Origin of the sequence: Brevibacillus sp. JNUCC-41, assembly GCF_014844095.1 — a bacterium.
Lineage (GTDB): Bacteria > Bacillota > Bacilli > Bacillales > DSM-1321 > Peribacillus > Peribacillus aracenensis.
Window position 1 is genome coordinate 3,160,640 of sequence record NZ_CP062163.1, and the last position, 25,262, is coordinate 3,185,901.

The window sequence follows — 25,262 nt, forward strand, 5'->3', positions numbered from 1 at the left end:
TAAACTGTACCCTATAGAGTAGACACCTAAAAAAGTCTCCTATAGGGTACTTTTTTGTATAATTAAGAAACACAACGAGAAAACACAACATGGGACTGGAGAAGGTTATGAGTAAAAAGCTTTTTACAGAGAAAGAAATCAAACTACTATCATCTAATAATTATGTTAAATCTGTAAGTTCAAAAGGAATTACTTATACTGATGAATTTAAGCATATATTTATAGCGGAAAAACAGAAAGGCAAGTTCGCAAGGCAAATATTTGAAGAATTTGGGTTTGATGTAGAGGTTTTGGGGACGGAAAGAATTAAATCAGCGAGTAAGAGATGGCAAGCAGTTTACGCGAAGAACGGGATTATTGGTTTATGTGACACTAGAGCAGGAAATTCAGGGCGCAAAAAGGAAAGAAAACTTACCCTAGAGGAGAAAAATGCTCGCTTAGAAGCACAAATCAACTTACTAAAGGCAGAAAACGAACTGTTAAAAAAGATTCGTTTTTCAGAAAGGGGGATGAAGAAGTAGTTCTTCCTCCTTTCCAAAAATATATCCTAATTCGCTCCGTGATTGAAAAATATCAACTAAAACATATGGTGAAATACCTTTGTAAAATAGTCGGTGTTTCAAGAAGTGGTTATTATAATTACTTCTCAGTGAAATCACAGGAAAAAAGAATTCGAAAAGATGAAAAGGATGAGGCAGTGAAAGAAATCATCATAAAAGCATTCCATTTCAAAAATCGTAAGAAAGGGGCTCGTCAGATCAAAATGACTTTGGCGGGTCAATTTAATGTTGTCTATAATTTGAAGCGTATCCGGCGAATCATGAAGAAGTACAGCATTATATGCCCTATTCGGAAGGCAAATCCGTACAGACGAATGATGAAAGCCACTCACGAGCACCGTGTGGTGCCGAATCTTTTGAAGAGGGAATTCAAACAGGAAGTTCCAGGTAAAATACTACTCACAGATATCACATATTTGTTCTATGGCCAAGGAAAGAAAGCTTATCTATCAACGATTAAGGATGCTTCGACCAATGAAATTGTGGCTTACCATGTATCAGATCGCATTACCATGGACCTGGCTACGGATACCCTCCTCAAGTTAAAGAAAAATCGAAGATTTCACAAAGCAAAGAATGCCTTTATCCACTCTGATCAGGGAACTCATTATACCCATCCGGACTTTCAGAAATTAGTAAAAAAACTGGGATTAGGCCAGTCGATGTCAAGGCGTGGGAACTGCTGGGATAATGCACCTCAAGAATCTTTTTTTGGCCATTTTAAAGATGAAGCATCTATTAAAGCATGTTCAACTTTAGATGAATTAAAAAAAGAAATTAAGCAATATATGACGTATTACAATCACTACAGATACCAATGGAATTTAAAAAAGATGACTCCTGTTCAATACAGAAATCATCTTTTTCAAGCTGCCTAGGCTTTTTTAAACTGTCCTTTACAAAGGGTACATTTCAACATGGGCTCAGGTTTTTTATTTCTGAATGGAATTTGTCCGTATGTATTTTTGTGTAAGTTTGGAATATTTATCAATACAATGACAATTGAATAGAAAGATACCGATAAATTAGAATTTTTGCATTTTTATAGTTGACAAAAACCATTGGATTAATCATTATTAAGAAATAATGTTTAGTAAATCGATGCGATATAAAAGTGGGGTGACTTTATGTATTTAACAATAGATGGCATTGAAAAAAGTTTTAAGAATGAAAAGAAAGAAAGCATAAAGGTGCTCGAGAAGATAAACCTAGAGGTCGAGAAGGGAAGCTTCGTTTCAATCGTCGGCCCTTCAGGGTGTGGTAAATCCACACTCCTTTATCTGGTTGCCGGCCTTGATAAGGCAGATGCAGGGGAAATACGTGTAGCTGGGAAAAAAGTGATGAAGCCAGGTCCGGAACGGGTCGTAGTATTTCAAGAGGCGGGGTTATTCCCTTGGTTAACGGTACTTGAAAATGTTACATACGGATTGAAGTTAAAGAAGATTCCCAATGAAGAGGCTAAAGCAAAGGCATTGGACATTTTAAAAATGGTTCACCTCAGCCGATATGTTGACTCCTATCCACATCAACTATCAGGGGGCATGAAACAGAGGGTAGCCATCGCAAGAGCGTTGGTGATGGAACCGGATATCCTGTTGATGGATGAGCCATTCTCTGCGCTGGATGAGCAAACGAGGATGGTCTTGCATAAAGAACTGCTCGAAATCTGGAGAAAAACTAAAGTGACAATCTTTTTCGTTACCCATAATATTCGTGAGGCTGTTCAGCTTTCCGAAAAAATCATCGTCTTTGCAACCCGTCCAGGGAAAATTAAAGAGACGATTTCCGTCCCTTCCATGAAAGATGGAGTTATGCCGGATAGTGTAACTTTGCATACAGAACAAAGGGTTCTATCGATTTTACAGGAGGAAATTGAAAAAGTGCTGAAGGAGGAAATGGGGAATGATTACAGCTTTAAGACGAATCATATTCATCGCGATGATAGCGGGGATATGGGAAGTCACATCTAGACTTTCCAGTCTTCCGGAATTCATGTTCCCAAGCCTGACCCAGGTTTTGGAAACTCTGTTTAATGGACTGATGAGCGGACAAATAACTGAAGCCATCGGAAAAAGCCTTGGCCGTATCCTGATCGGCTTTACGATTGCCATTATAGTAGGTCTAATATTAGGATATTTCATTTGGCGCTTTAAATTGGTTGAAGACACTCTAGGATTCGTCGTGACGGCCTTACAGTCCATCCCGAGTATCGTGTGGTTCCCGTTAGCGATCATTTGGTTTGGATTGAATGATTTTTCGATTCTCTTTATCGTCACCATCGGCGCAACTTGGACGATGACGGTTAATGCAACAAGTGGCTTCCGGAATGTACCCCAGTTGTATCAGCGGGTTGCCAAAACATATGGATCGACCGGGTTTCATTTTCTTCGCACCGTCATTTTACCAGCATCCGTCCCGCAAATAATATCCGGTCTCCGAATTGCATGGGCCTTTTCCTGGCGTGCACTGATGGCAGGTGAATTACTTGGCGGGGGAGGCGGTCTTGGGCAATTGCTGGAAATGGGCAGATCACTGGGACAAATGGATTTGGTCATCTCCGTGATGATCATCATCGCAATCATCGGAACAATCGTGGATAATGTTGTCTTTTCCCGCCTTGAACGTAATGTTCAACTGAAATGGGGAGTGAAGTAACGGTAGTTTAATAAAATAATAGTTCAAAAGGAGAGAAAAGTATGCTGAAAAAATCATTTTTTGCCCTTATTCTGTCTGTGTTGTTAATCGGGATAGTAAGCGGATGCACTCAGTCCAGCAGCGATGATGAAGAAGGAGGAGGTTCTGGGGGGAAATCCGTGAAAATTGGGTATTTTCCTAACTTAACCCACAGTGCAACGATCATTGCACTCGAAAAGGGCTTTTTCGAAGAAGAGTTCGGTAAAGATGTTAAGATTGAAACCAAAACAGTGGCCAATGGCGGATTATTCATGGAAGCAATGGCTACAAACGCCATTGATGTCGGAACGGTCGGGCCTGGTCCATTGCTTAACTTTTACGTGAAAAACCCTGAATACCACTTGATCTCCGGGGCTGTTAATGGAGGTGCCGTACTAGTGGCCAGCGAGGGCAGCAAAGTTACGGACTTAAAAGATTTGGGCGGTAAAAAGGTAGCGATTCCCGTCATTGGTAGCACTCAGGATGTCATGCTAAGGAAGGCCCTTCAAGATGTTGACTTAAAACCGACTACGAATGGGGGGACGGTTGAGCTGTATGCGGCCGCGCCTGCTGACACAACCGCGCTTTTTGTCCAAAAATCTGTCGATGCAGCAGCAACTCAGGAACCATGGGGTTATGTATTGGAAAACCAGGCAAAAGGAAAGTTATTGCTTGACTGGGATCAATTTGCATGGGGGAAAGATTCACCTAACACGGTAGTGGCTGCAAGCCAGAAGTTCTTGGATAAAAAGGGGCTCGCTGCTTCTTATTTGAAGGCGCATGAAAAAGCGGTGAAGTTTATCCAAGACAACCCTGAAGAAAGCCAAGAGCTGGTTATTAAGCATTTGAAGGAACTGACTGGAAAAGAATTAAGTAAAGATGAAGTGGCTTCAGCATTTTCACGCCTTGAAGTGACGACTGAAGTTAATGAGCAAGTCATTCAGGAAATGGCAGACATAAGCAAAGAAGCTGGTTATATCCCTAGCAATGATATAAAAGGCATGATCGATTTATCAATTCTTGAAGGAGTGTCCAAATAAATTGAAACAAGCAAGCGCCTCAGCCATCCTGGCTTTGGCGCTTTTTTTGTAATCAGGTAAAGGCTGAATTATTCCATCGCATTGCGCCCGGGAATATAATCATGCATATAACCACCAGGTCATGAAATCCCTGTTATGGGCATACTTGATCCAATGCTTGGATAACGTGATCAACCTCATCCCAGGAATGGATGGTAGCGCCTGAAGCCAGTGAATGTCCCCCGCCATTGAATTGACGTGCGACTGAAGCGATGGGAATGTTCCGTGACCGTATCCTGACACGGATTTCAGAAGGATATTCGATGAAGAAAGCCCATATTTTATTGCTCCTGACACTCGATAGCGTGTTAACTAAATTCGAAGCTTCAATTCGATCCACGCCATACATTTTTAACAGATCCTCCGTAATAATGAAGTAAGCTACCCCTTTATCGGTTACATTGAAGCTCATGAGGATGTCTGTTTGAAGTCTTGAAGCATTTTTTGTCTTTATATTAAGGCTGTTATGGATTCTTTCTGGATGAATATGATAAGTTCTTAAGTGCGAAACCATTTTTAATGTCCTGGAAGTTGTATTCCCATTCATGAAATTACCTGTATCACTAAGTATTCCTGCATAAAATGATTTAGCCGCTTCTTTATTCATGATAAAGCCTTCCGGAGATTCCAAGAATAAATCAACAAGCATTTCACTGGCAGAGCTATAAGAAGGGTCGACCCAGGAAAAATCACCAAACTGCTCATATTCAGGGTGGTGATCAATCTTGATTAGCATGTCCCCGTGATCATATCGTGAATCACTGATCCGTGAAATGTTGGCAGTATCACAAACAATCACTAAGGCACCTTTGTATTTGTTATCGGAAATGACATCCATATCACCAATGAATAGTAGCTTATCCACTTCCTCGCCTACCGCATAGACTTCTTTAGAAGGATAGGAATGCTTCAAAAGCTTCTTTAAACCGATTTGTGATCCCAATGCATCCGGGTCCGGATTAACATGGCGATGAATGATAATTGTGTGGTATTTCTTAATCGCTTCGATTATTTCCGCTTTTTTATTGTCCATATCGCCATCTCCTTTCAATCTTTCCTTGTCTGTCAAGCGATAATCGATAGTATGAAAAATTCATATATTGACAATTATGCATATTCAATCATCCCATGCCTCACGAATAAAGGCAATTTCCCATTACTATGGATTGAGGGCTGTATGTTTATATTAAACGGGAAGTAAGCGAATGAGTATTTCATTGGAAGTAATGAAAACACCTGAACAAAATTATTGCAAAATTCAAAAAATGGTACTATACTTAATTTACCAAACCGATGACAGCAAGTTACCTTGCTGCATGGCCGGCTTGTCATAAAACTGGAATCCATAAAAATTGACTTGGTTCACTTGATCTTCCTTTGCAGGAAGACAGTTCGTGGATAAGGGTCAGTGAAACATTCAATGTAATGACATTGTTGGTTTTACTGGCTCTTTTTTGTGTATCCCGACAGTTTGAAAGGGGTGATGATATGAATGGAGCTTTGGAAGGAGTCAGGATTATCGATGTATCCCGTGTTTTGGCGGGGCCGTTTTGTTCAATGATCCTCGGTGATTTGGGTGCCGATGTTATTAAAATCGAGCATCATGAGGCAGGGGATGAAACGAGAGGATGGGGTCCGCCATTCGTCCAAGGAGAAAGCGCTTACTATTTATGTGCCAATCGAAATAAGCAAAGCATGACCTTGAATTTAAAGTCGGAACAAGGGAAAGAAATCTTCCGGAAGTTGGTGTCTTCAGGGGATATTGTGATACAAAATTTCAAGACGGGCACGTTGGAAAAAATGGGGCTGGGCTATGAGGGTTTAAAGGAAATGAACCCCAAACTGATCATGGCCTCGATTACGGGATTTGGTTTAATCGGACCTTATAAAGATTTGCCTGGCTATGATTATATCATTCAAGCGATGAGTGGTTTGATGAGTATCACAGGAGAAAAAGATGGAAGCCCCGTGAAGGTCGGGGTGGCCATAGCTGACATATTGACTGGCTTGTATACATGCATTGGCATTTTATCCGCTTTGCATCATAGGGATGAAGCGGGGGAAGGACAGGAAATTGATATTTCGTTAATGGATTGCCAGGTTTCTTCATTGGTGAATGTCGCCAGCAACTATTTATTCAGTGGCCAGACCCCTGAACGAATGGGAAATCAACATCCCAATATCGTTCCATACCAAACGTTCCGTACAAGTGATGGGGAGCTTGTTGTGGCTGTAGGGAATGATGATCAGTTCAGGAGATTTTCAGCCGTTATCGGCAGACCTGATTTAGCCGAGCAGGAACAGTTTAAGCATAATGAAAAACGTTTGCTGAACAAGGAAGGATTAATACCGATAATAGAGGATTTGTTGAAAGGAAAGACAAAGAAAGAATGGAAAAGGCTATTTGATGATGCAGGGATACCCAATGGACCGATTAATGATATTGCAGAGATGTTCGAGGACCCGCAAATCATCGCAAGAGGGATGTTGGTGAACATGGAACATCCCACAATCGAAGATCTTAGAGTGACGGGATCGCCACTGAACCTTTCAAAAACGCCGGTAACGATGAGAAAGCATCCGCCACTGTATGGTGAGCATACCGCTTCCATTCTGGCTGAAATTGGATATAGTCCAGACCAAATAAGCAAATTCAAGGAAAATAAAATTATTTAGGAGGAATTTTAATGATGAATTTCGAATTAACAGAAGAACAGCAAAGTGTGAAGAAAGTGGTAAGGAAATTTGTTGATAAGGAAATTATCCCATACATTCAAGAGTGGGATAGGAAAGGTCAATTCCAGCCGCATATTTTAAAAAGGTTAGCGGAATTGCAGTTGATGGGCGTTTGTATACCCGAAGAGTATGGTGGAGTCGGAATGGATTATAATACGCTTGCAATCGTTTGTGAAGAGCTGGAGCGAGGCGATACGGCTTACCGAACTGCAGTTTCTGTACATACAGGGTTAAATAGCATGACCTTGCTGCAATGGGGGACGGAAGAACAAAAACAGAAATATTTAGTACCGCAGGCAAAAGGGATCAAGATTGGCGCTTTTGGGCTGACTGAACCGAATGCAGGGTCTGATGTTGCGGCTATGAAATCAACGGCAAAACGTGTTGGGGACCATTATATCTTGAACGGGTCAAAAACATGGATTTCGCTCTGTGATTATGCAGATCATTTCCTCATTTTCGCCAAGACGGATCATGATGCCGGTTCAAGGGGAATCACTGCTTTTATTGTGGAACGGACTTTCGAGGGAGTGGAGTCGAAAGCCATTAAAGGGAAATTAGGAATTCGTGCCGGGAATACAGGCGAAATCTTTTTAACCGATGTAAAAGTTCCGGTCGAGAATAGGCTTGGTGAAGAAGGTGAGGGCTTTAAAATTTCCATGTCGGCATTGGACAGCGGCCGGTTTACAGTGGCCGCAGGTGCAGTAGGGTTAATTGAAGCAAGCCTGGAAGCAAGCTTGAAATATTGCCATGAACGAAGTACATTCGGAAAAGAGATTGGCAGGCATCAGCTCGTTCAACAGATGATTGCCAAGATGACCGCAAATTTAGAGATTTCCAGATTGCTGGTCTTTAAAGCGGGTACTTTGAAAAATCAAGGAAAAAGGAATACGAAGGAAACATCACTTGCAAAGTGGATATCATGTAATGCTGCTAACGAAGCGGCCAATGATGCTGTTCAAATTCATGGTGCCTACGGATACTCGGATGAATATCCAGTGGAACGTTTTCTGCGGAATTCAAAAGCCCCGGTCATTTACGAAGGAACCCGTGAGATTCATACTGTAATGCAGGGCGAATACGCACTTGGCTACAGACAAGATAAAGAGCTTCGAAAGCAATTGCCTGCATGGCCCTTCGAGCAGGTTTCCGTCCATTAACTATAGATAGAGGAGATCAGATGATGAACACATACTTTATTGCAGGGCATGCAAAACTTCCACAAGGGATGGCAGCAAGAAATTTATATGATTCCATCACGATCACGGTAGAGCTTGACTTTAAATATGGTGTAATAGTCGACGCTTCCTGTACACTTGCTACAGAACATGGCAGGGAATTCATTCGTCAACTGCTGCGCGGTTATTGCCTGAAAGATGGTATCGAAGAATTGATTGATCGTGTACAAATGCATTATCGTGGGAAGGCTGGTCAAGCCATTCAAGCAGGGCTGAAGGATGTGTATGCACAGTTCGAATTGGTCTCCGTTAAATAAGCGAAACTGGGAGGATCCTACCATATGTATAAGGGTGGGATCCTTTGTTATAGGTTCGGGTACATGGCAAATAAGTCCACTTTCATTTTAAATGTCAGTGTTTTTCATTGTTTAAGGAACGGTACATTTGAATGGATATAACGATCGTGATTAAAAAAACACAAAACTCGCCCTTTACGACGAGTTTGTGTTTTTTTTGTTGGAAATTGGACTTTAAATTAAAGCTTAATATCCAGTAAAAAAAATTAGTTGTACATTAAAACGGAACCAAGAAACTAGAAGCAACATCTCCGTTTATTTCGAAAGTTATTGCCGCAAAGCCAACTGCAGTGGTTGGAGGAACACCGGTTTCTGCTGGTGCACCTTTGCATATGGCAAGTGGACCTCCTCCTGCTAGTGCGTCTTTGCGTATGGCAAGTGGACCTCCTCCTGCTGGTGCGCATTTGCGTACGGCAAGTGGACCTCCTCCTGCTAGTGCGCCTTTGCATACGGCAAGTGGACCTCCTCCTGCTGGTGCGCATTTGCATACGGCAAGTGGACCTCCTCCTGCTAGTGCGCCTTTGCGTACGGCAAGTGGACCTCCTCATGTTAAAGCAACGTTTAGTGCGTCTGCGGGAAGTTCGCTTATTTTTGTTGTTTTTACGTGAAGAACGGCCTTTTGAACAAGGGTCATTATACATGAAATCGCCTAACCCGAAGGAATTGGCTCTATCTACCGCATTTTGTATATTTTGAATGATGTCAGACATATTTACATATCCCCCTTTCTATACTTTAAACTATGCGCTTGTACGTAATATGCCAGGGATAATAGCACAATTTTTAATGAAAATTTGTTTTTTGTGACACCCCTCGCTTTTTTTCATAATTTAATATGAAAGTGAAAGGGAAGTGAAGGGTTATATGAATTCTGACAAGAAGCTGCCTGTGTACCAGCTTTTTATTCCACCAGTTAATTTAAGGGAACTTCGCAGAGATATATGGTGCAATGATCCTTTACCGGCAAAGTTAACACTTAACAGAAAAAAACTGGATATTGATATTGTTTACCGTGGCTCACATATCCGCGGTTTTCCAAAAAAATCCTATAATGTAGTCTTTTATAAACCTAATACTTATAAGAATGCCAAGGAAATTCATTTAAATGCCGAATATAAGGATAAATCTTTACTAAGAAATAAATTATCTTTAGACTTTTTTGCGGATATAGGCACCTTATCGCCGAACTCCCAGTTCGTTTTCCTGAATCTGAACGGAAAGGACGAAGGGATATACCTAGAATTGGAATCAGTGGATGAATATTATTTGAAGAAAAGGGGGCTGCCCAAGGGTGCCATTTTCTATGCAGTAGATGGTGATGCCAATTTCTCATTGATGAGCGATTTGGATAAAGGGATCAAAAAATCATTGGAGATGGGCTATCAAAAAAAATGCGGGACAGCAAAGGATGAATTATATTTACAAGAGTTGATCCTCCAAATCAATACAATTTCAAGAGTGGATTTTGAAAAGGAAATCGTAAAATATGTCGATGTGGAAAAGTACCTGCGCTGGCTGGCCGGTGTCATATTTACGCAAAACTATGATGGGTTCGTTCATAACTATGCCTTGTATCGAAATGGAGATACTGGACTCTTTGAAATGATTCCATGGGATTATGATGCGACATGGGGCAGGGATGTTAACGGGAAAGTGATGGAAGAGGATTATGTGGGAATCGAGGGATTCAATACATTGACTGCTAGAATCCTTGATGTAAGGGGATTTCGTGTCCGGTACCAAGAACTTCTTAAGGAGATTTTGAACAATCATTTTAACGTGGACTATATGAAACCTATCATTCAGGAAATGCATGATCAAATAAAACCTTATGTTTCAAAAGATCCATATATCAAGGGGAATATTGTGAAATTTGATAATGAGCCCAAATTCATCCTGGAATTCATTGAGGCCCGTGCAAAGTATATAAGTAGCCGGCTGCATAAATTGGATTAATAATTCCTTTCCTATAGTGAAGGAACAATGATGAATTTAACGGCATGAGTGTTGAAAGAAAAGCATTCATGCTTTTTTACATACGATTCCATTTGCTTTTCTATACCATTACAGCTATGTTTGATAGAAAGATATAATCTAAAGTAATGAAGGATGGGAATGGATTGACTAATCATAGCCGCAAACCGGCATATATATATACGTTTACATGCAGCCCTGACGAACGCTCATTATCTAAAATGGAGATGCGCTCGTTCTTTGGCTTTGAGACTTCAGGGAATATTCTGAAAAGTGATATAGCAATTGAACCGAGCAGGAGCCCTTTTATAAAAGGGCGTGTCGACGTCATGTTTGAAGGGGAAAGCATATCCGAAATCGTTGAGCAAGTGAAAGGTATTCATTTGCCTGATTCTACATTCAAAGTATTATTCGTAAAAATTAATGATCTGAATAAAGACGCAAAAATAGATTATGATGGACAGCGCGAAATTGAAAGGGAGATAGGCTGGCATATTCAGGGGAATGCCGATGTGCGCAATCCTGATCAGGTCTTTGGAATCGTGACCCTTGGCGGACGTTGGTATTTTGGGAAGTATGTCAAGCCTGAAGCGGTTTGGTTAAAACATATGAAGAAGCCCCGGGAATATTCGACAGCGCTTAGCACAAGAGTGGCAAGGGCCATTGCTAACATAGCCGTTCCACATCCGGATGGAGTGAAGGCAATTGATCCATGCTGCGGAATTGGAACGGTATTGGTAGAAGCCCTATCGATGGGGATCAATATTGATGGCCGGGATATCAACCCGCTTGTTACCGACGGTTCCAGGGAGAATATTGCCTATTTCGGCCTCGAAGGTGATGTAACTACAGGTCCGATTTCGGAGGTCACCAGTAAATATGATGTAGCGATTATCGATATGCCTTACAATTTATATACACATGCGACGCCGGAAGATCAGCTATCGATCCTTAAACATGCCAGAAGCTTTGCTGACAAGGTCGTCGTCGTAACGATCGACACGATGGATCATATGATTGAAGAAGCAGGATTTGAAATTGCTGATCGCTGTGTGGCCAGGAAAGGCATTTTTTCCAGAGAGGTTGTAGTGTGTGTGTAGGTTCCATCATCAAGAAAAGGCTGAAATCTTTGAATGGATATGGACTTACCCTGTCAAGTTGACAACAAAAAAAGGCTATGCTGCCATCTGGCTCGATATTCAACCGGTGCTGGATGGCGGACAAGCCCCCTTTAAATTAAGTTTTAAACTTGACTAAATTCCCGGTGTAGATGAACTTTCAGGAATATTTTCATAGTCTGATGGATTAAGATTATGAACCGATCCATCTGTTACACCATTGATAATACCCATTAGACCCGTTTCAACTGTTTTTACTAGCTGGCCTTTCTTTTTTTGCCCAAAGTTTTGTGTTTGTCCACTTACTTCAAATAGAACCGTACCACTTCCGTTTAAAGCAAACGTTCCTAAAGCAGTACCTGGCAGGTCGATAGATTGATCGTACAATGAAATATTTGTAAACACTGAATTCCCTTTTGCTTGTAGTGCGTTATACGCAGTAAGTGTCAACTGACGGGAGAAATCATATTTAAAATCATCTGCATACTCTGCATATTTAGCCCCTTCGGGAGTGCTTGGGTTAGGAACGAATTTTCCTGATATTGACATAGTCACACGCTCATCAGTTCCTTCGATATATGGGAACCCTTGATGATGAAGGTCGATAAAAACATCCACTTTCCCGAATTTCGACTTTAACCCTTTATATGTGTCACGTACCGTTTGGGCTTCAGGTGTAATAAACCAGCCCGGCTTTTCAGATGCCCCCGGGAAGTCTTGAGGCTTTGGTATATAGTTTAGGTTAGGATTAAAGTCACGATTAACATCAAATCCTGGTTTGCTAGCATAGTCGTCGCCTGATCTGGGAGTAGTGTAATAGTTCCAAGTAGGTTTCACATTAGAAAGTTGGGGGAATTTCCCTACAACCTCAGACCATGTCATCTCATTTCCACGACGATCAAGCTCTGAGCCGTCTACGTTCATCATTGGAATAGCAACAATTGTTAGTTCATCAAGCACTTTCTTAACCTCAGGTGAGTTACTTTGACCAAGGTTTTCAAGAATGTTCAATAACGCAACAGTTCCTGTTTTTTCATTTCCATGAATTTCACTTTGAATAAGAACGACTTTGTCACCATGACCGACAGTCACTTTTTGAATGGAACGACCCTGATTTGTTTGTCCAGCGACTTCTACTTTGACTTTCCCTGCACTCACTTGCTCAAGTTGATTTAATTTTTTTACAAGTTCGTCATAATTAAGGAATGCTTCGGTGGAGAGATTCGTTCCACCTGTCGGATTTGGTCCTCGTTCAGCTAAGCTGACATTTGGGCCGAGTAATGCTGCGGCCACTACTGTTGAACTTAAAACCTTTAAAAATTTTCTTTTCACATTCATTCTCCTGTTCTGAAAATATTTAATATTCAGATATTAATTCTTCGTTTTCCCTCCCTTTTCCTGTTCGATTAATTAAAACACCTAAATAGGCCTATGTATTTCAGATTCAATGTGGTTTACATATTTTTTCTAGATATAGTAAAATCCCCTCCAAGTGGTAGTGTATCAACTACGGTTTACCAGTAGCCTTTTACATTTTCCACTTAGTGGGGATAATATCAATTCCAGCCTTTTTTTTGATGTCACTTAGCTTGATAATGAACTACATTTTCAACGAGTTGTTTCGTGACCTTCCCTTGATATTCTAAATAATCCAAATGTCCAATGATTTCTGACATGACGAGCGGGAATTCCGCTATATACTTTTGTTTATAAAACTCCTTTGCCAGTTCATTGCCGGTAGAAATTCCGAATTCTATCAAGCTAAGGATTTTTTGTGATTTTCTCTCTATGCTGTTGAGTCTTTTTTCAATCAAAAGACCAGGTTGTTCAATGATGTTACCATGACCAGGATAGAGGAGATTCACCTGTAATGCCAAACATCGTTTTAATGAATCGATATGATCTACAAGAGTCAGCATTCTATTACCGTTTTCATCAGGTTCGATCAAGGCATTGCTTGATATATGTTCAATCAATAAATCACCTGCAAGAAGCCGTTTCGCTTCCTGGTCAAGGAAAGCAATTTGATCCGGGGCATGCCCGGGAAATTCGATCACTTCAAAATTCAGCCATTGTTTTTCCGTGATTGCGATGATGTCACCATTCAGTTTTTGATCTTTATTATTATCGACAGCGTTGAATAGGTAAGCCACTTGTTTATCTCCAAGTTCACCACAGCCCATTTCAATGTAAAGCTGCTTATAGAATTCAATTCTCATACTTAAGAAGTCAGGGTCCCTTTTTAAACGGGGAATGGATTTAGAATGGGCATAAACGGGAATCGGATGGAGTTCGGTAATCCGATTGACCAAACCAACATGGTCTCCATGGTGATGGGTTAATAAAATTCCAGTGATATCTCCGACGGTAAATCCATTTTCGTTTAATGTTTGCTGAAGTGCATTCCAGCAGACGTCATCATTCATGCCTGCATCGACTAATGTTAAAGATTCATCCTGCTTAACTAAATAAAAGTTTATACTTTTTAAAGATAAAGCGCTTGGAGCTATGATTGGATAAATTTTAAATGTTGTTTTCGTTTTCATGAACTTCCCATATCCTCCTAAATCGAGATAAACATCATCTGGAAAATTGTTGTATTACTAATGACCGACTAGATTTAAAGGGTTATTATTCTATGATTAGTTGAGTGAATTGAAACTGTCAAGCGGAAGCCTCCTTGTAAACGAGAAAATTAATAGTAGAATGATTGGAAATAGATGGTCTATTTATCTAGTTTATTTTAAAATTGAATAAACAAGCTAGTAATTTAGCCAATATTCTTATAATTAATTATTGGGTAACGAAAACTGAAGGTGATAAATGGTGCAAGAATGCGTTAATGGAATGAAACGGTATAGGAGGTTATGGTTTGAAGCCAAAAATTTATATTACAAGGAAATTGCCGGAACAAATAATCGAAGGTCTTAGTCGGAAATATGATGTCAGGATGTGGGAACAAGAGGATATACCGGTCCCTAGAGAGGTCCTTGAAGAAGAAATGAAAGAAGTAGAGGGGCTGCTTTGTTTATTGACGGAACAAATCGATGAGTCACTGATTCAACGGGCGCCTAACCTGAAAATCATAGCGAATATGGCAGTGGGCCATAATAATATTGATGTTCGAAGTGCAACAAAACGGGGCATCATGGTCACGAACACACCGGGGGTTTTAACGGAAACGACAGCTGATTTAACCTTCGGCTTGCTGCTTGCAACGGCAAGAAGGATGATGGAGGCAGAAGATTATTTAAGGAGTGGAAAGTGGGAAACATGGTCGCCGATGCAACTGACCGGACAGGATGTACACGGTGCAACGCTTGGTATAATCGGTTTGGGTAGGATTGGGGAAGCCCTTGCAAAAAGAGCTAAGGGATTTGATATGAACTTGGTTTATTTTAATCGAAGCCGTAAATATGAACAGGAAAAAGAATTAGGAATCGAATATCAGTCCCTTGAAAAATTGCTCCGAATATCGGATTTCGTTTGTGTCATGCTGCCGCTCACACCGGAAACCACTTATATGATTGGTAAGGAGCAGCTTGAATTAATGAAAGGGACGGCTGTGCTCATTAATACAGCAAGAGGCGGGATTATCGATGAAAAGGCGTTATACCAGGCACTGGAAAACCGAGAGATATGGGCGGCTGGATTGGATGTATTCGAAGAAGAGCCCGTCCCTGTGGATCACCCGCTGCTAACATTGCCCAATGTCGTTACACTGCCGCATATTGGGAGTGCCAGCATTGCCACAAGATTGAAGATGGCAGCTCTTGCGGTACAAAACTTGATGGATGGATTATCTGGTGATACTCCGCGTAATTTAGTATTGTTGAATAAATCAAAATGACTCTGAATATGGGATTCGGAATGCCCTTATCCCGAATGACTGTCTAGCCGAGACCCCCAGGCGCTCGCTTTGATGAGGCTTGGCAACGGTCGGCGGAAAGGGAGCGAATTTCTGAAATGCAAACTGGCTTTTCTTCGAGTTTGTCTAGAGTTTGAAATGACTCCAAAATGGGGTCATTTTTTTTGTGGAATTGTTTGGACCTTTTATAGCCTTACTTTGGTTCGCAGTATCCTCAAATATATTTCCTGATTTAAGATTTTTCCTTTTAGAAGATTTCCGAGTTTTGAACATTACTTAATTGAGTGCTCGAGGGAAGAATCCAATTCTAGGGGAAGCATACTTATCGTAAATTGTTCGGATCTTTTGTAAAATAAAGAAAGTCGGGTTTTATCCAGGAAAACAATTAGTTGAAAGGGATAGGGGTAATAATGATTGAAATGAAGGAAACGATATCATCAGGCAACGAAATGACTAAATCCAAAAGGCTGTTGATGGCTCTTATGCTGGGGTCTTTTGCAGCGATTGGGCCGCTGTCACTTGATATGTATTTACCGGGTCTTCCCACACTGGCGGAGGATCTGAAAAGCAGTACATCTTTAGCGCAGCTGAGCTTGACGGCCTGTTTGTTAGGATTGGCTTTAGGCCAAATTTATTTAGGGCCGCTAAGTGATGCAAAAGGAAGACGGACACCGTTAATCATATCTTTATCCATTTATTGCATATCCTCTCTGTTATGCGCTTTTGCTCCAACCATTGAATTGCTTTTATTATTACGTTTTATCCAAGGTATTGCGGGAGCGGGGGGCATTGTCATTTCAAGGGCGATAGTTCGTGACCTTTTTTCAGGATCGGATTTGACCAAGTTCTTCTCCATGTTAATGCTGGTGAATGGGGCGGCTCCGATATTGGCTCCGGTTTTTGGCGGTCAGCTTTTGCAGTTCACGTCTTGGCGGGGAGTCTTCGTTGTCATTTCAGTATTAAGTATCATTATGGTTGCAGCTGCATTTTTGGGGATAAAGGAAACTTTAACGTTTAATCTCAGAAGTGCAGGTGGGGTAAAAGATACTATCAGGACATTTGGGAACTTATTGAGAGATCGTGTGTTTATGGGCTATGCTTTTGCACAAGGATTCATAAGTGCCGCCATGTTCGCTTATATTTCAGGATCGCCTTTTGTTCTCCAGAACATTTATGGCGTTTCTCCACAGACCTTCAGTTTGATTTTTGCAATAAACGGAATTGGGATCATCATCGCTTCACAAGTTGCCGGGAAGCTTGCCGGGAAGGTCAAAGAGGAAAAACTGCTTCAAATGGGATTATGTCTAGCATTGTTTGGGGGAATATTACTACTTGCCTCAGTCCTTCTCGAAAGTGGGTTGGCAGGAATCTTGGTCGCTTTATTCCTCTCCGTCTCCAGCGTCGGTATTGTCGGCACTACGAGTTTTTCTTTAGCGATGCAAAATCAGAAAAAAACAGCAGGCAGTGCTTCGGCTTTAATTGGCCTGCTTCCTTTCATATTAGGATCACTAATGGCTCCCTTGGTGGGACTAGGCTCAGGTGAGTCACCCTTGCCTATGGGAATTGTGATGGTAAGTTGTCATGTCATCGCAATGTTCGCTTATTTAATTCTTGCCCGTCGTGGGTTAAGGCGAGTTTAATTAGGAAAAGCTGAAATCCTTGATGTGGATTTCAGCTTTTTCCTTTAGGGGCGTAAGTATGAATCATAATAGTGATTCTGCTCCATCGATATAAACTTCCGTGCCCGTAATATGGGAAGACATGTCCGATGCTAGAAACAATACGAGATCACCAGCTTGTTCGGTAGTCCCCGCTTTCTTCGCCAGGGGCTGAGAGCCTTGCGGATATTCAATGGGAATCCTGATTTTTTTTAAGTTTTCATCTTCCGGGAATGTGTTATCGTGAATGTTCGTATCGATGGAGCCGGGACAAATGGTATTTACCCTGATTTTATATCTTGCCAATTCGAGTGCAGCCATTTTCCCAAAAGCGACCTGACCAGCTTTGGATGAACTATAAGCGGAAAAACCAAAATTCTTGAAATATCGGTTTCCATTGATGGAGCTGTTGATTACGATGCTGCCACCCGTTTCCTTCATGTAGGGAATGGCATATTTGATGGTGAGAAAAGTGCCTTTGAGGTTGATGGTATGTGTCTGATCCCAATCTTCTGGCTTTATATCTTCTATAGGGGCAATCACTCCGTTAATGCCTGCGTTTGCAAATACAAAATCAATTTTCCCAAACTGTTCATGGGCCGTCTTGAAGGCATGTTCAACTTGCTCAGCCTTGGAAACGTCCGTTTTAATGATTAATGCCTTTCGACCAAGGTTTTCCACTTCTTCCTTCACTTTTTCGGCATTTTCGACTGTACGGTCAAAAAAGATGATGTTCGCGCCGTTTTCAGCTAGTTTCAGTGCGGCACCCCGGCCAATTCCCGACCCTCCACCGGTAATGATGGCAACTTTGTTTATCATTAATTCTGTCATACACTTCACACGCTCCTTTTAAGTTTGCTTTCCCGTTAGGGAGTATGTAGAAACATCATGGCAGTGGTATTATAGAAAAATTATAAACGAATATTGCCTAAAAAATCCAATTTAAACAGTTGCGAGTGTTCATTATACTTTGTTTTTCAGTGAAATGTCTGTATATTGAGGACATGATTACGTTAGCTTGAAAGGGGATAGAATGTTGATAAGATTAGGGGTAATAGGTACAAATTGGATCACGGAACGATTTTTGGAGGCTGCAAAGCATGTAGAGGATTTATCGTTAACCGCCGTGTACTCACGTACAGAAGAGAAAGCCAAGGAATTTGCCAATAAATACGAAGTACATACGACTTTTACGAATTTAGAAGTCATGGCCGCCAGTGATGAAATCGACGCAGTATACATAGCAAGCCCTAATTCTCATCATTGCAGGCAAGCCGTGTTGTTTTTACAAAATAAAAAACATGTATTATGTGAAAAACCAATGGCTTCAAATGCGGAAGAAGTAAGGGAAATGATTGAGGCTGCAAAACAAAATGATGTTCTATTGATGGAAGCGATGAAATCGACCATCATGCCGAATTTTGAAAGTATAAAGGGAAATCTGGATAAAATCGGGAAGGTACGGCGTTTCTCGGGAAGCTTTTGTCAATATTCATCTAGATATGATTCGTATAAACAAGGCACTGTGCTGAATGCATTCAATCCTGAATTCTCCAGTGGCTCTTTAATGGATCTTGGTATTTACGTACTCTATCCGCTTGTTGTTCTGTTCGGTAAACCAAATAAGGTACAGGCATCAGGAACGATGCTTGAATCAGGAGTCGATGGGCAGGGTACGATTCTGCTTTCCTATGATGAAATGGAGGCAGTCGTCATGTTCTCCAAGATTACTGAGTCCAATTTGCCTTCGGAAATTCAAGGTGAACATGGAAGCATCATCATTCAGAAAATTTCAGGACCGCAAGCGGTTGATATTCAGTATCGGGATGGAACCATTGAAAATATTTCAGTTAAACAGGATATGCCTACCATGTATTATGAAGCGAAAGAGTTTGTTGAATTGATACAGCAGGGGAAAATGGAGTCCGATATAAATTCGTATACGAATTCACTATTGACTATGGAAATCATGGATGAAGCAAGAAAGCAAATCGGAATCGTCTTTCCTTCAGACCGCTTATAAGCATATTAGTGGACATGGCCAATAAGGAAGGGGAAAAATGGATGTTACTGATAACCGGTAATTGGGTAAAATTCAGTACAGGGATAATTTTATTGTTGGGGGAATGGACATGAAATGCAAAATTAATCGTAATGCAGCTAAGGTCTTACAAAAAATGCTGAGCACTGAAGAAGCGAAAGGGAAAATGATTCGTGTATATATCACCCATATGCATGGCGATCATGCCCATTATGACATGAAACTAGATACACCGGCAGAACATGATGAAATCGTCAAAACAGATAAAGATATCGATATTTTACTGGATTCACGTGAAGAATTTCTGGATGGTGTCTGGATAAAATATTTTTATGTTCCTGAAGAAGGCTTTGAAATCACGAACCCTTCTAAAGAACCGCACGGACATCATCACCACTAAGAGTAAAGGGGGAGGATTGACATGAATCAAAAATACGAAAAGATCTTTCAACCATATAAATTTCCATCAGGGGTAGAAGTGAAGAATCGTATCATGATGGCTCCTATGACCACTTATTCTTCGGATGATCAAGGCTTTGTAACCGATGATGAACTGGCCTATTACGCTGAGCGCTCGGCTGGTGTAGGAGCGGTGGTCACGGCATGTGCCTATGTATCTGCTGGAGGCAAGGGATTCCCAGGCCAGCTTAGTGCAGATGACGATTCCTTTATCCCATCCTTGAGAAAACTAGCCGAAACGATCCAGTCCAACGGGTCAAAAGCGATTCTGCAAATATACCATGGAGGCCGGCAAAGTCCGCCGGATTTATTGCCTGATAACCAACCTGTTTCTGCAAGTGCCATTGCTTCAAACGATGAAGCACCTGTACCGCGGGAAATGAGTGAAGACGAAATACAAGAGGTTATTAAGGCATTTAGCGAAGCAACAAGAAGGGCCATCGAAGCAGGATTTGATGGTGTGGAAATCCATGGTGCCAATACGTACTTGCTTCAACAATTCTTCTCGCCACACTCGAACCGTCGTACGGATAACTGGGGTGGGACACTGGGACAACGATTGATTTTCCCGCTTACCATTGTGAATGAAGTCGAGAAAACGGTTGCTGAGCATGCGAGAAAGCCGTTTATCATCGGCTACCGCCTTTCCCCTGAAGAAGGCAGCAATCCTGGAATCACTTTAGATGATACGATCCAACTCGTTGACAGACTAGCGAATCAAAACCTGGATTATCTACATATATCGGTAGGTCACTTCTGGAATGGCTCATTCCGTGAGAGTGATAGGACAAAGTCACGCATCGTTAAAATTTACGATAAAGTAGGTAATCGTATCCCTGTGGTCGGTGTAGGATCACTGCATACACCTGATGAAGTAGCAGAAGCTATGGAAACGGGTGTCCCTTTCATCGCCCTTGGCCGTGAGCTTCTTATGGAACCGCATTGGATTGAAAAAATCAGATCTGGAAAAGAAGCGGAAATACGGACTACCCTCTCCAAAAAAGATCAGGATGAACTGGTCATTCCAGATCCGCTTTGGGAAAAGTTGATCGGGATAAAAGGCTGGCTCCCGGTTGTGGAGTGATTGTTAATGTCAGAAATAATATGTTACCCGTCCTCCAAAGGAGGACGGGTTTTGTATGTTTACATATGAAACTAACAACAGATGTAAGTTATTCATCCTTTGCTACAAGTGAGATTGAATCTGGATTTATTCATTCTTCATAGTGAATACTATCTTTAATGCAAAGTTTATGTAGGCAAATATGAATGAAAGTAATATAATCATGTTAATATTTGTACCAATAAATAAAATATATTATTATCAATTTTATAAGTTGGTATGGAAACGGAGGGGTTGTAATGAGGTTTCCACACGATTTTTTATTCGGAGCAGCTTCTGCTTCTTTTCAAATAGAAGGAGCATGGGATGAAGATGGAAAAGGTATAACGAATTGGGATGTCTTTTCAAAGATTCCAGGGAAAACATATGAAGGTACAAACGGGGATGTAGCGATAGACCATTATCATCGTTACAAAGAAGATATTAAATTAATGGCAGAGATGGGACTTGAATCGTACCGGTTTTCCATTTCATGGGCACGTATTTTGCCGACAGGTGACAGGGAAGTAAACGAAAAAGGCGTGGAATTTTATAATAATGTGATAGATGAATGCTTAAAATATGGGATTGTTCCATTTGTTACGCTGTATCATTGGGATTTGCCTTTGACCCTTGAACAAGATGGGGGATGGACGAATAAGCGAACAGCTGAAGCATTCGTCAAGTATGCGGAAATTTGCTTTCGCGCATTCGGAGACCGCATCAAACATTGGATCACGTTTAATGAAACGGTTATGTTTTGCGGTCTGGGCTATTTAAAAGGAGCGCACCCGCCTGGAATCCAAAACGATGAAAATAAATACTTTCAAGCGACACATTATGTTTTTTATGCACACGCAAAAGCGGTAGAGGTATACAAGTCACTGAATCATTACGGTGAAATTGGAATTACCCATGTTTTTCTGCCTGCTTACAGTATAAATGACAAACATGAGAATGTATTGGCTGCTCGTCATGCCAATGAATATGAAACTTTTTGGTATTATGACCCTATTTTAAAAGGTGAATATCCAGCTTATGTGGTTGAGCAGTTAAAGGAAAAAGGCTGGACGCCAAGTTGGACCGAAGAAGAACTGGATACGCTAAAAAGAAATGCGGGGAAAAATGATTTTATTGGACTCAATTATTACCAGCCCATTCGCGTGGAAAAAAATCGGGAAGCCGCTTCAAACATGGAGCATTCAAGAGAAACATCTACTCTGGCTCCAGGGAACCCGTCTTTTGATGGCTTTTATCGGACTGTAAAAATGGATGATAAAACATATACAAAATGGGGCTGGGAAATCTCACCTCAAGGATTTTTAGATGGGCTGCATATGTTAAAAGAACGTTATGGTGAAATTAAAATGTATGTTACAGAGAACGGACTTGGTGATGAGGATCCGATTATCGATGGTGAAATAGTGGATGTTCCCCGTATTAAATATATTGAGGAACACTTAAAAGTGATTAAACGTGCAATCAAAGAAGGCATCCATTTAAAAGGGTATTACGCATGGTCTGTCATTGATCTATTAAGTTGGTTAAACGGGTATAAGAAGCAATACGGATTTATTTACGTAGATCATCATGATCAGTTAAACCGGAAAAAGAAGCTGTCGTTTCATTGGTATAAGCATATTATCGAGACGAGAGGAGAAGAGCTGTAAACTAAAAAGAAAACCTCTTGGTTTTGATCAAAAGGTTTTTGTGTATATTTAGAGCCTGAGCCGAAATACAAAATTAGGTTTATAGGGCATGTTTTGAGCAATCTTTCTCAAAACATGCTTTTTCTATTGTAATAAGGTTTCCGGCATGGGGAATTAGTCCAAAGTTCAAATCTCCTGATTCGTAGTCTGAATCTCCAGCTTCAAATTAACCAGACTGGAAGTATGGTCCCGGATTGTAATGTAAATGTAAAAAGGCGAAAAAACTGTAAACAAATGTTAATGTTACTAATAATGTACAGTTTAACGTTTTACTGTATAATGTTGAAGCGTGGTCAAGACCATGTCAAATAACTTAACAAAGGAGATTACATATGACGATTATTTCTTAGTCTTGAAAAGTCCCCCGCATGGTTTGTCCCGTTGAAACAACCTACAATAGTTAGATTCATTTCGATCAAGCAACTCCCTCAAGAATGAAAGAGTGTCATTTTTTCCTGTTGATGGTAGATTCATATTTAAAAAAAACGACTAAGGATGTGAGTTTGAAAAGGATGATAAAAGATTCTAGATTTCAAGGGTATAATATGAAGGGTTTTCAAAAGGACGTAACGGCAGGATTGGTTGTAGGTGTTGTAGCCATTCCTCTAGGATTGGCTTTTGCAATTGCTTCAGGCGTCGAACCAATATATGGGTTATATACGACCATCATCGCTGGAATCCTCATATCGATTTTGGGTGGCTCCAAGTATCAAATTGGAGGACCAACCGGGGCGTTTGTTCCTTTATTATTTGGAATCGTCATGCAATATGGGTATGAAAGTCTGCTTATTGCCGGGTTTTTAGCGGGGATGATATTAGTCTTGATGGGTCTTCTTAAGTTGGGCAATTTGATGAAGTTCATTCCCCGTCCAGTCATTATTGGATTTACAACAGGAATTGCGATAATAATCTTTTCAGGGCAAATTGCCAACTTCTTTGGCATGAAAGTGGAAAAACATGAAGCGTTCATGGATAACATGAAGGAACTGGTGATTAAAGCAGACACGATCAATATATATAGTGTGTTTGTTGCGATTATATGTTTTGTCGTCATACTGCTGGCACCTAGACTCCTGCCCCGAGTGCCGGGACCGCTTCTGGGCCTGCTGCTATCAACAATGGCAGCCTACTTTTTATTTCCCGATAAGGTGGCCACGATTGGTTCCACGTATGGAGCGATTCCGAAAGGTTTTCCGGAATTCCAAGTGCCGGAGCTTTCAGTGGAAGTCATTATTACACTCCTTCCCGTTGCGTTTACAATTGCCTTGTTAGGCGGTGTCGAGTCATTGTTATCCGCTACCGTGGCCGATAACATGGGGGGAACCAAGCATGATAGCAATAAGGAATTGGTTGGGCAAGGAATTGCGAACATCGCAACCCCATTCTTCGGCGGGATACCTGCAACAGGGGCTATTGCCAGGACAGCTACCAATATAAAAAGCGGGGCAGTCTCCCCGATGTCCGGAGTCATTCACGGTATTGTCGTTTTACTGGTTTTGCTGGTGCTTTCTCCATATGCAGCACATATACCTTTGGCTAGCATGGCTCCCATATTGATGTTTGTTGCCTGGAATATGAGTGAAAGAAAGGAATTCGCTCATGTATTGAAAACGAAGACGTCGGATTCTGCGGTTTTGCTGGTCACCTTCCTCATCACTGTCTTCACTGATTTAATCATGGGAGTGGGAATCGGCTTATTGATTGCATTCATCACCTTCATTGCAAAAATGAGCAACACGTTAAAGGTTAGGGAAAGAAGTCATGAGATTACTGAGATTGTCCCAATTGATAATTCGGAGTCAAAGATCAATGTGTATAACTTGGAAGGTCCTCTCTTCTTTGGTTCGATAGACGTCCTGGAGTCATCGATATTGGAGAACTTGGATAATAAGACGAAAGTGTTGGTATTAAGCATGCGCCGGGTAACATATATGGACACTTCAGCAGAGGCTGCACTATTGGCGATTGTTAATCGCATCGGTAAATATAAGGGGAAATTAATCATTTCCGGAATCCAGCAGCAACCAAAGGAATTGTTACTCAGTACAGGTTTGTATCATAAGATAGAAAAACAGCACTTTTTTAAATCGAAGGAAGATGCCCTGTATTTTGCCAAGAAGCAGTTGAAGGGCAATTCGGATAAAGTAGTCTAATAGATTCATCCTCGAAGTCACCTTTTAGGATAGTTATGTTATAGTATCGTTAACAGTAGATTTTAAAAGAAGGTGACTATCTGGGTGAATGTATATCGGATTGGCCAGCTTGCTGAACTTGCGAATGTTTCGCGAAGAACCATTGACTATTACACACAATTAGGAATGCTGAACTATGAAAAAACTGGGTCAAGATATCGATATTACACAGAAGATGCTTTAAATCGTCTTCAAATGATTAATCGGTATAAGGAACAGAATATGCCGTTGACTGAAATCAAGGAACGGTTACAAGTCTTGTCTGAAACCACAGTTGAGTCCGAGCAAGTCCTCTTGATGGTGGACAAGATATCTACAGATCTTAAAGGACTGGAGAATGAATTGCTTGAATTAAAACCGTTACTGGAACAGCTCGATGAACAGCAATTAACATATGCTGCACAACAGCTTTCCGTTCGGGGCAGCTCTTTATTGAGCATCATTGCCATGCTCACTTAAGCTAATTGCCGAGTTCAACAAAAAAGACCTGATTGGGTCTTTTTTTTGTTGAACTGTTGATTTGAAAATCTATATCCAAACTCATAAACTGAGCTTTATA

At 41.0% G+C, this 25,262-nt stretch carries 22 protein-coding genes; 17 read left to right on the forward strand and 5 right to left on the reverse strand.

Annotated features, from left to right (window positions below; translation table 11 throughout):
* The first annotated feature begins 107 nt into the window (after positions 1-107).
* From JNUCC41_RS15380 to JNUCC41_RS15395, 4 genes are all read left to right on the forward strand, one after another.
* Positions 108-1,438 (forward strand): IS3 family transposase gene (locus JNUCC41_RS15380; RefSeq protein WP_428834110.1). Its coding sequence is split into 2 segments (ribosomal slippage): positions 108-489 and positions 489-1,438, totalling 1,332 coding nucleotides; the frame shifts between segments, so codons are not numbered across the junction.
* A gap of 249 nt (positions 1,439-1,687) precedes the next feature.
* On the forward strand, positions 1,688-2,530 hold the full coding sequence (locus JNUCC41_RS15385) for an ABC transporter ATP-binding protein (RefSeq protein ID WP_192203759.1): 843 nt from the start codon (positions 1,688-1,690) through the stop codon (positions 2,528-2,530).
* On the forward strand, positions 2,463-3,215 hold the full coding sequence (locus tag JNUCC41_RS15390; protein ID WP_076367033.1) for an ABC transporter permease: 753 nt from the start codon (positions 2,463-2,465) through the stop codon (positions 3,213-3,215). Before JNUCC41_RS15385 ends, JNUCC41_RS15390 begins: the two co-directional genes overlap by 68 nt.
* Before the next feature lie 41 nt (positions 3,216-3,256).
* On the forward strand, positions 3,257-4,273 hold the full coding sequence (locus JNUCC41_RS15395) for an aliphatic sulfonate ABC transporter substrate-binding protein (RefSeq protein ID WP_192203760.1): 1,017 nt from the start codon (positions 3,257-3,259) through the stop codon (positions 4,271-4,273).
* A 133-nt stretch (positions 4,274-4,406) separates the two neighbouring features.
* Here JNUCC41_RS15395 and JNUCC41_RS15400 read toward each other — a convergent pair whose 3' ends face one another.
* Positions 4,407-5,345 (reverse strand): DHH family phosphoesterase, encoded by a 939-nt coding sequence (locus JNUCC41_RS15400; RefSeq protein ID WP_192203761.1) that lies wholly within the window; start codon positions 5,343-5,345, stop codon positions 4,407-4,409.
* Between the two features lie 455 nt (positions 5,346-5,800).
* Here JNUCC41_RS15400 and JNUCC41_RS15405 point away from each other — a divergent pair, with 455 nt between their 5' ends.
* Genes JNUCC41_RS15405 through JNUCC41_RS15415 form a run of 3 tightly spaced genes read left to right on the forward strand, consistent with a single transcriptional unit; the run spans position 5,801 to position 8,543 of the window.
* Positions 5,801-6,988, forward strand: a complete 1,188-nt coding sequence (locus tag JNUCC41_RS15405) for a CaiB/BaiF CoA transferase family protein (protein WP_192203762.1) — start codon at positions 5,801-5,803, stop codon at positions 6,986-6,988.
* A 14-nt stretch (positions 6,989-7,002) separates the two neighbouring features.
* Positions 7,003-8,208: an acyl-CoA dehydrogenase family protein gene (locus tag JNUCC41_RS15410; RefSeq protein ID WP_192208176.1), complete on the forward strand. Its 1,206-nt coding sequence runs from the start codon at positions 7,003-7,005 to the stop codon at positions 8,206-8,208.
* A gap of 23 nt (positions 8,209-8,231) precedes the next feature.
* Positions 8,232-8,543, forward strand: a complete 312-nt coding sequence (locus JNUCC41_RS15415) for a DUF3870 domain-containing protein (protein WP_192203763.1) — start codon at positions 8,232-8,234, stop codon at positions 8,541-8,543.
* A gap of 275 nt (positions 8,544-8,818) precedes the next feature.
* On the opposite strand, the gene JNUCC41_RS27435 is transcribed toward JNUCC41_RS15415, so the two are convergent.
* On the reverse strand, positions 8,819-9,292 hold the full coding sequence (locus JNUCC41_RS27435) for a CotG/ExsB N-terminal domain-containing protein (RefSeq protein ID WP_428834086.1): 474 nt from the start codon (positions 9,290-9,292) through the stop codon (positions 8,819-8,821).
* Positions 9,293-9,446: 154 nt separating this feature from the next.
* Here JNUCC41_RS27435 and JNUCC41_RS15420 point away from each other — a divergent pair, with 154 nt between their 5' ends.
* Together JNUCC41_RS15420 and JNUCC41_RS15425 are read left to right on the forward strand one after the other, a co-directional pair.
* Positions 9,447-10,538 carry a CotH kinase family protein gene (locus JNUCC41_RS15420; protein ID WP_192203764.1) on the forward strand — a complete coding sequence of 364 codons (1,092 nt, stop codon included), beginning with the start codon at positions 9,447-9,449 and terminating at the stop codon, positions 10,536-10,538.
* A gap of 146 nt (positions 10,539-10,684) precedes the next feature.
* The gene (locus tag JNUCC41_RS15425; protein ID WP_192203765.1) at positions 10,685-11,656 is read left to right on the forward strand and encodes a TRM11 family SAM-dependent methyltransferase; all 972 of its coding nucleotides are present in this window, start codon (positions 10,685-10,687) and stop codon (positions 11,654-11,656) included.
* A 153-nt stretch (positions 11,657-11,809) separates the two neighbouring features.
* Here the strand turns inward: JNUCC41_RS15425 and JNUCC41_RS15430 are convergent, their stop codons facing one another.
* Positions 11,810-13,006 (reverse strand): M14 family metallopeptidase, encoded by a 1,197-nt coding sequence (locus JNUCC41_RS15430; protein ID WP_228467343.1) that lies wholly within the window; start codon positions 13,004-13,006, stop codon positions 11,810-11,812.
* A gap of 248 nt (positions 13,007-13,254) precedes the next feature.
* Positions 13,255-14,220 (reverse strand): MBL fold metallo-hydrolase, encoded by a 966-nt coding sequence (locus JNUCC41_RS15435; RefSeq protein WP_192203767.1) that lies wholly within the window; start codon positions 14,218-14,220, stop codon positions 13,255-13,257.
* Positions 14,221-14,546: 326 nt separating this feature from the next.
* Here JNUCC41_RS15435 and JNUCC41_RS15440 point away from each other — a divergent pair, with 326 nt between their 5' ends.
* Positions 14,547-15,524: a 2-hydroxyacid dehydrogenase gene (locus JNUCC41_RS15440; RefSeq protein ID WP_192203768.1), complete on the forward strand. Its 978-nt coding sequence runs from the start codon at positions 14,547-14,549 to the stop codon at positions 15,522-15,524.
* Between the two features lie 437 nt (positions 15,525-15,961).
* Positions 15,962-17,182, forward strand: a complete 1,221-nt coding sequence (locus JNUCC41_RS15445; RefSeq protein WP_192208177.1) for a multidrug effflux MFS transporter — start codon at positions 15,962-15,964, stop codon at positions 17,180-17,182.
* Positions 17,183-17,245: 63 nt separating this feature from the next.
* Here the strand turns inward: JNUCC41_RS15445 and JNUCC41_RS15450 are convergent, their stop codons facing one another.
* Positions 17,246-18,031 carry an SDR family oxidoreductase gene (locus JNUCC41_RS15450; protein WP_192203769.1) on the reverse strand — a complete coding sequence of 262 codons (786 nt, stop codon included), beginning with the start codon at positions 18,029-18,031 and terminating at the stop codon, positions 17,246-17,248.
* A 205-nt stretch (positions 18,032-18,236) separates the two neighbouring features.
* Between JNUCC41_RS15450 and JNUCC41_RS15455 the strand changes: the two genes are divergently transcribed.
* From JNUCC41_RS15455 to JNUCC41_RS15480, 6 genes are all read left to right on the forward strand, one after another.
* Positions 18,237-19,223, forward strand: coding sequence for a Gfo/Idh/MocA family protein (locus JNUCC41_RS15455; RefSeq protein ID WP_192208178.1), 987 nt, complete (start codon positions 18,237-18,239; stop codon positions 19,221-19,223).
* A gap of 109 nt (positions 19,224-19,332) precedes the next feature.
* A complete protein-coding gene (locus tag JNUCC41_RS15460; protein WP_192203770.1) occupies positions 19,333-19,641 on the forward strand; it encodes an iron-sulfur cluster assembly accessory protein in 309 nt (102 codons plus the stop codon).
* 21 nt (positions 19,642-19,662) lie between these two features.
* Entirely contained in the window at positions 19,663-20,784 is a 1,122-nt protein-coding gene (locus JNUCC41_RS15465) for an NADH-dependent flavin oxidoreductase (protein ID WP_192203771.1), read from the forward strand.
* 278 nt (positions 20,785-21,062) lie between these two features.
* Positions 21,063-22,472, forward strand: coding sequence for a glycoside hydrolase family 1 protein (locus tag JNUCC41_RS15470; protein ID WP_192203772.1), 1,410 nt, complete (start codon positions 21,063-21,065; stop codon positions 22,470-22,472).
* A gap of 551 nt (positions 22,473-23,023) precedes the next feature.
* Positions 23,024-24,664, forward strand: coding sequence for a SulP family inorganic anion transporter (locus JNUCC41_RS15475; RefSeq protein ID WP_192208179.1), 1,641 nt, complete (start codon positions 23,024-23,026; stop codon positions 24,662-24,664).
* Between the two features lie 84 nt (positions 24,665-24,748).
* A complete protein-coding gene (locus JNUCC41_RS15480) occupies positions 24,749-25,162 on the forward strand; it encodes a MerR family transcriptional regulator (RefSeq protein WP_192203773.1) in 414 nt (137 codons plus the stop codon).
* Positions 25,163-25,262 lie beyond the last annotated feature (100 nt).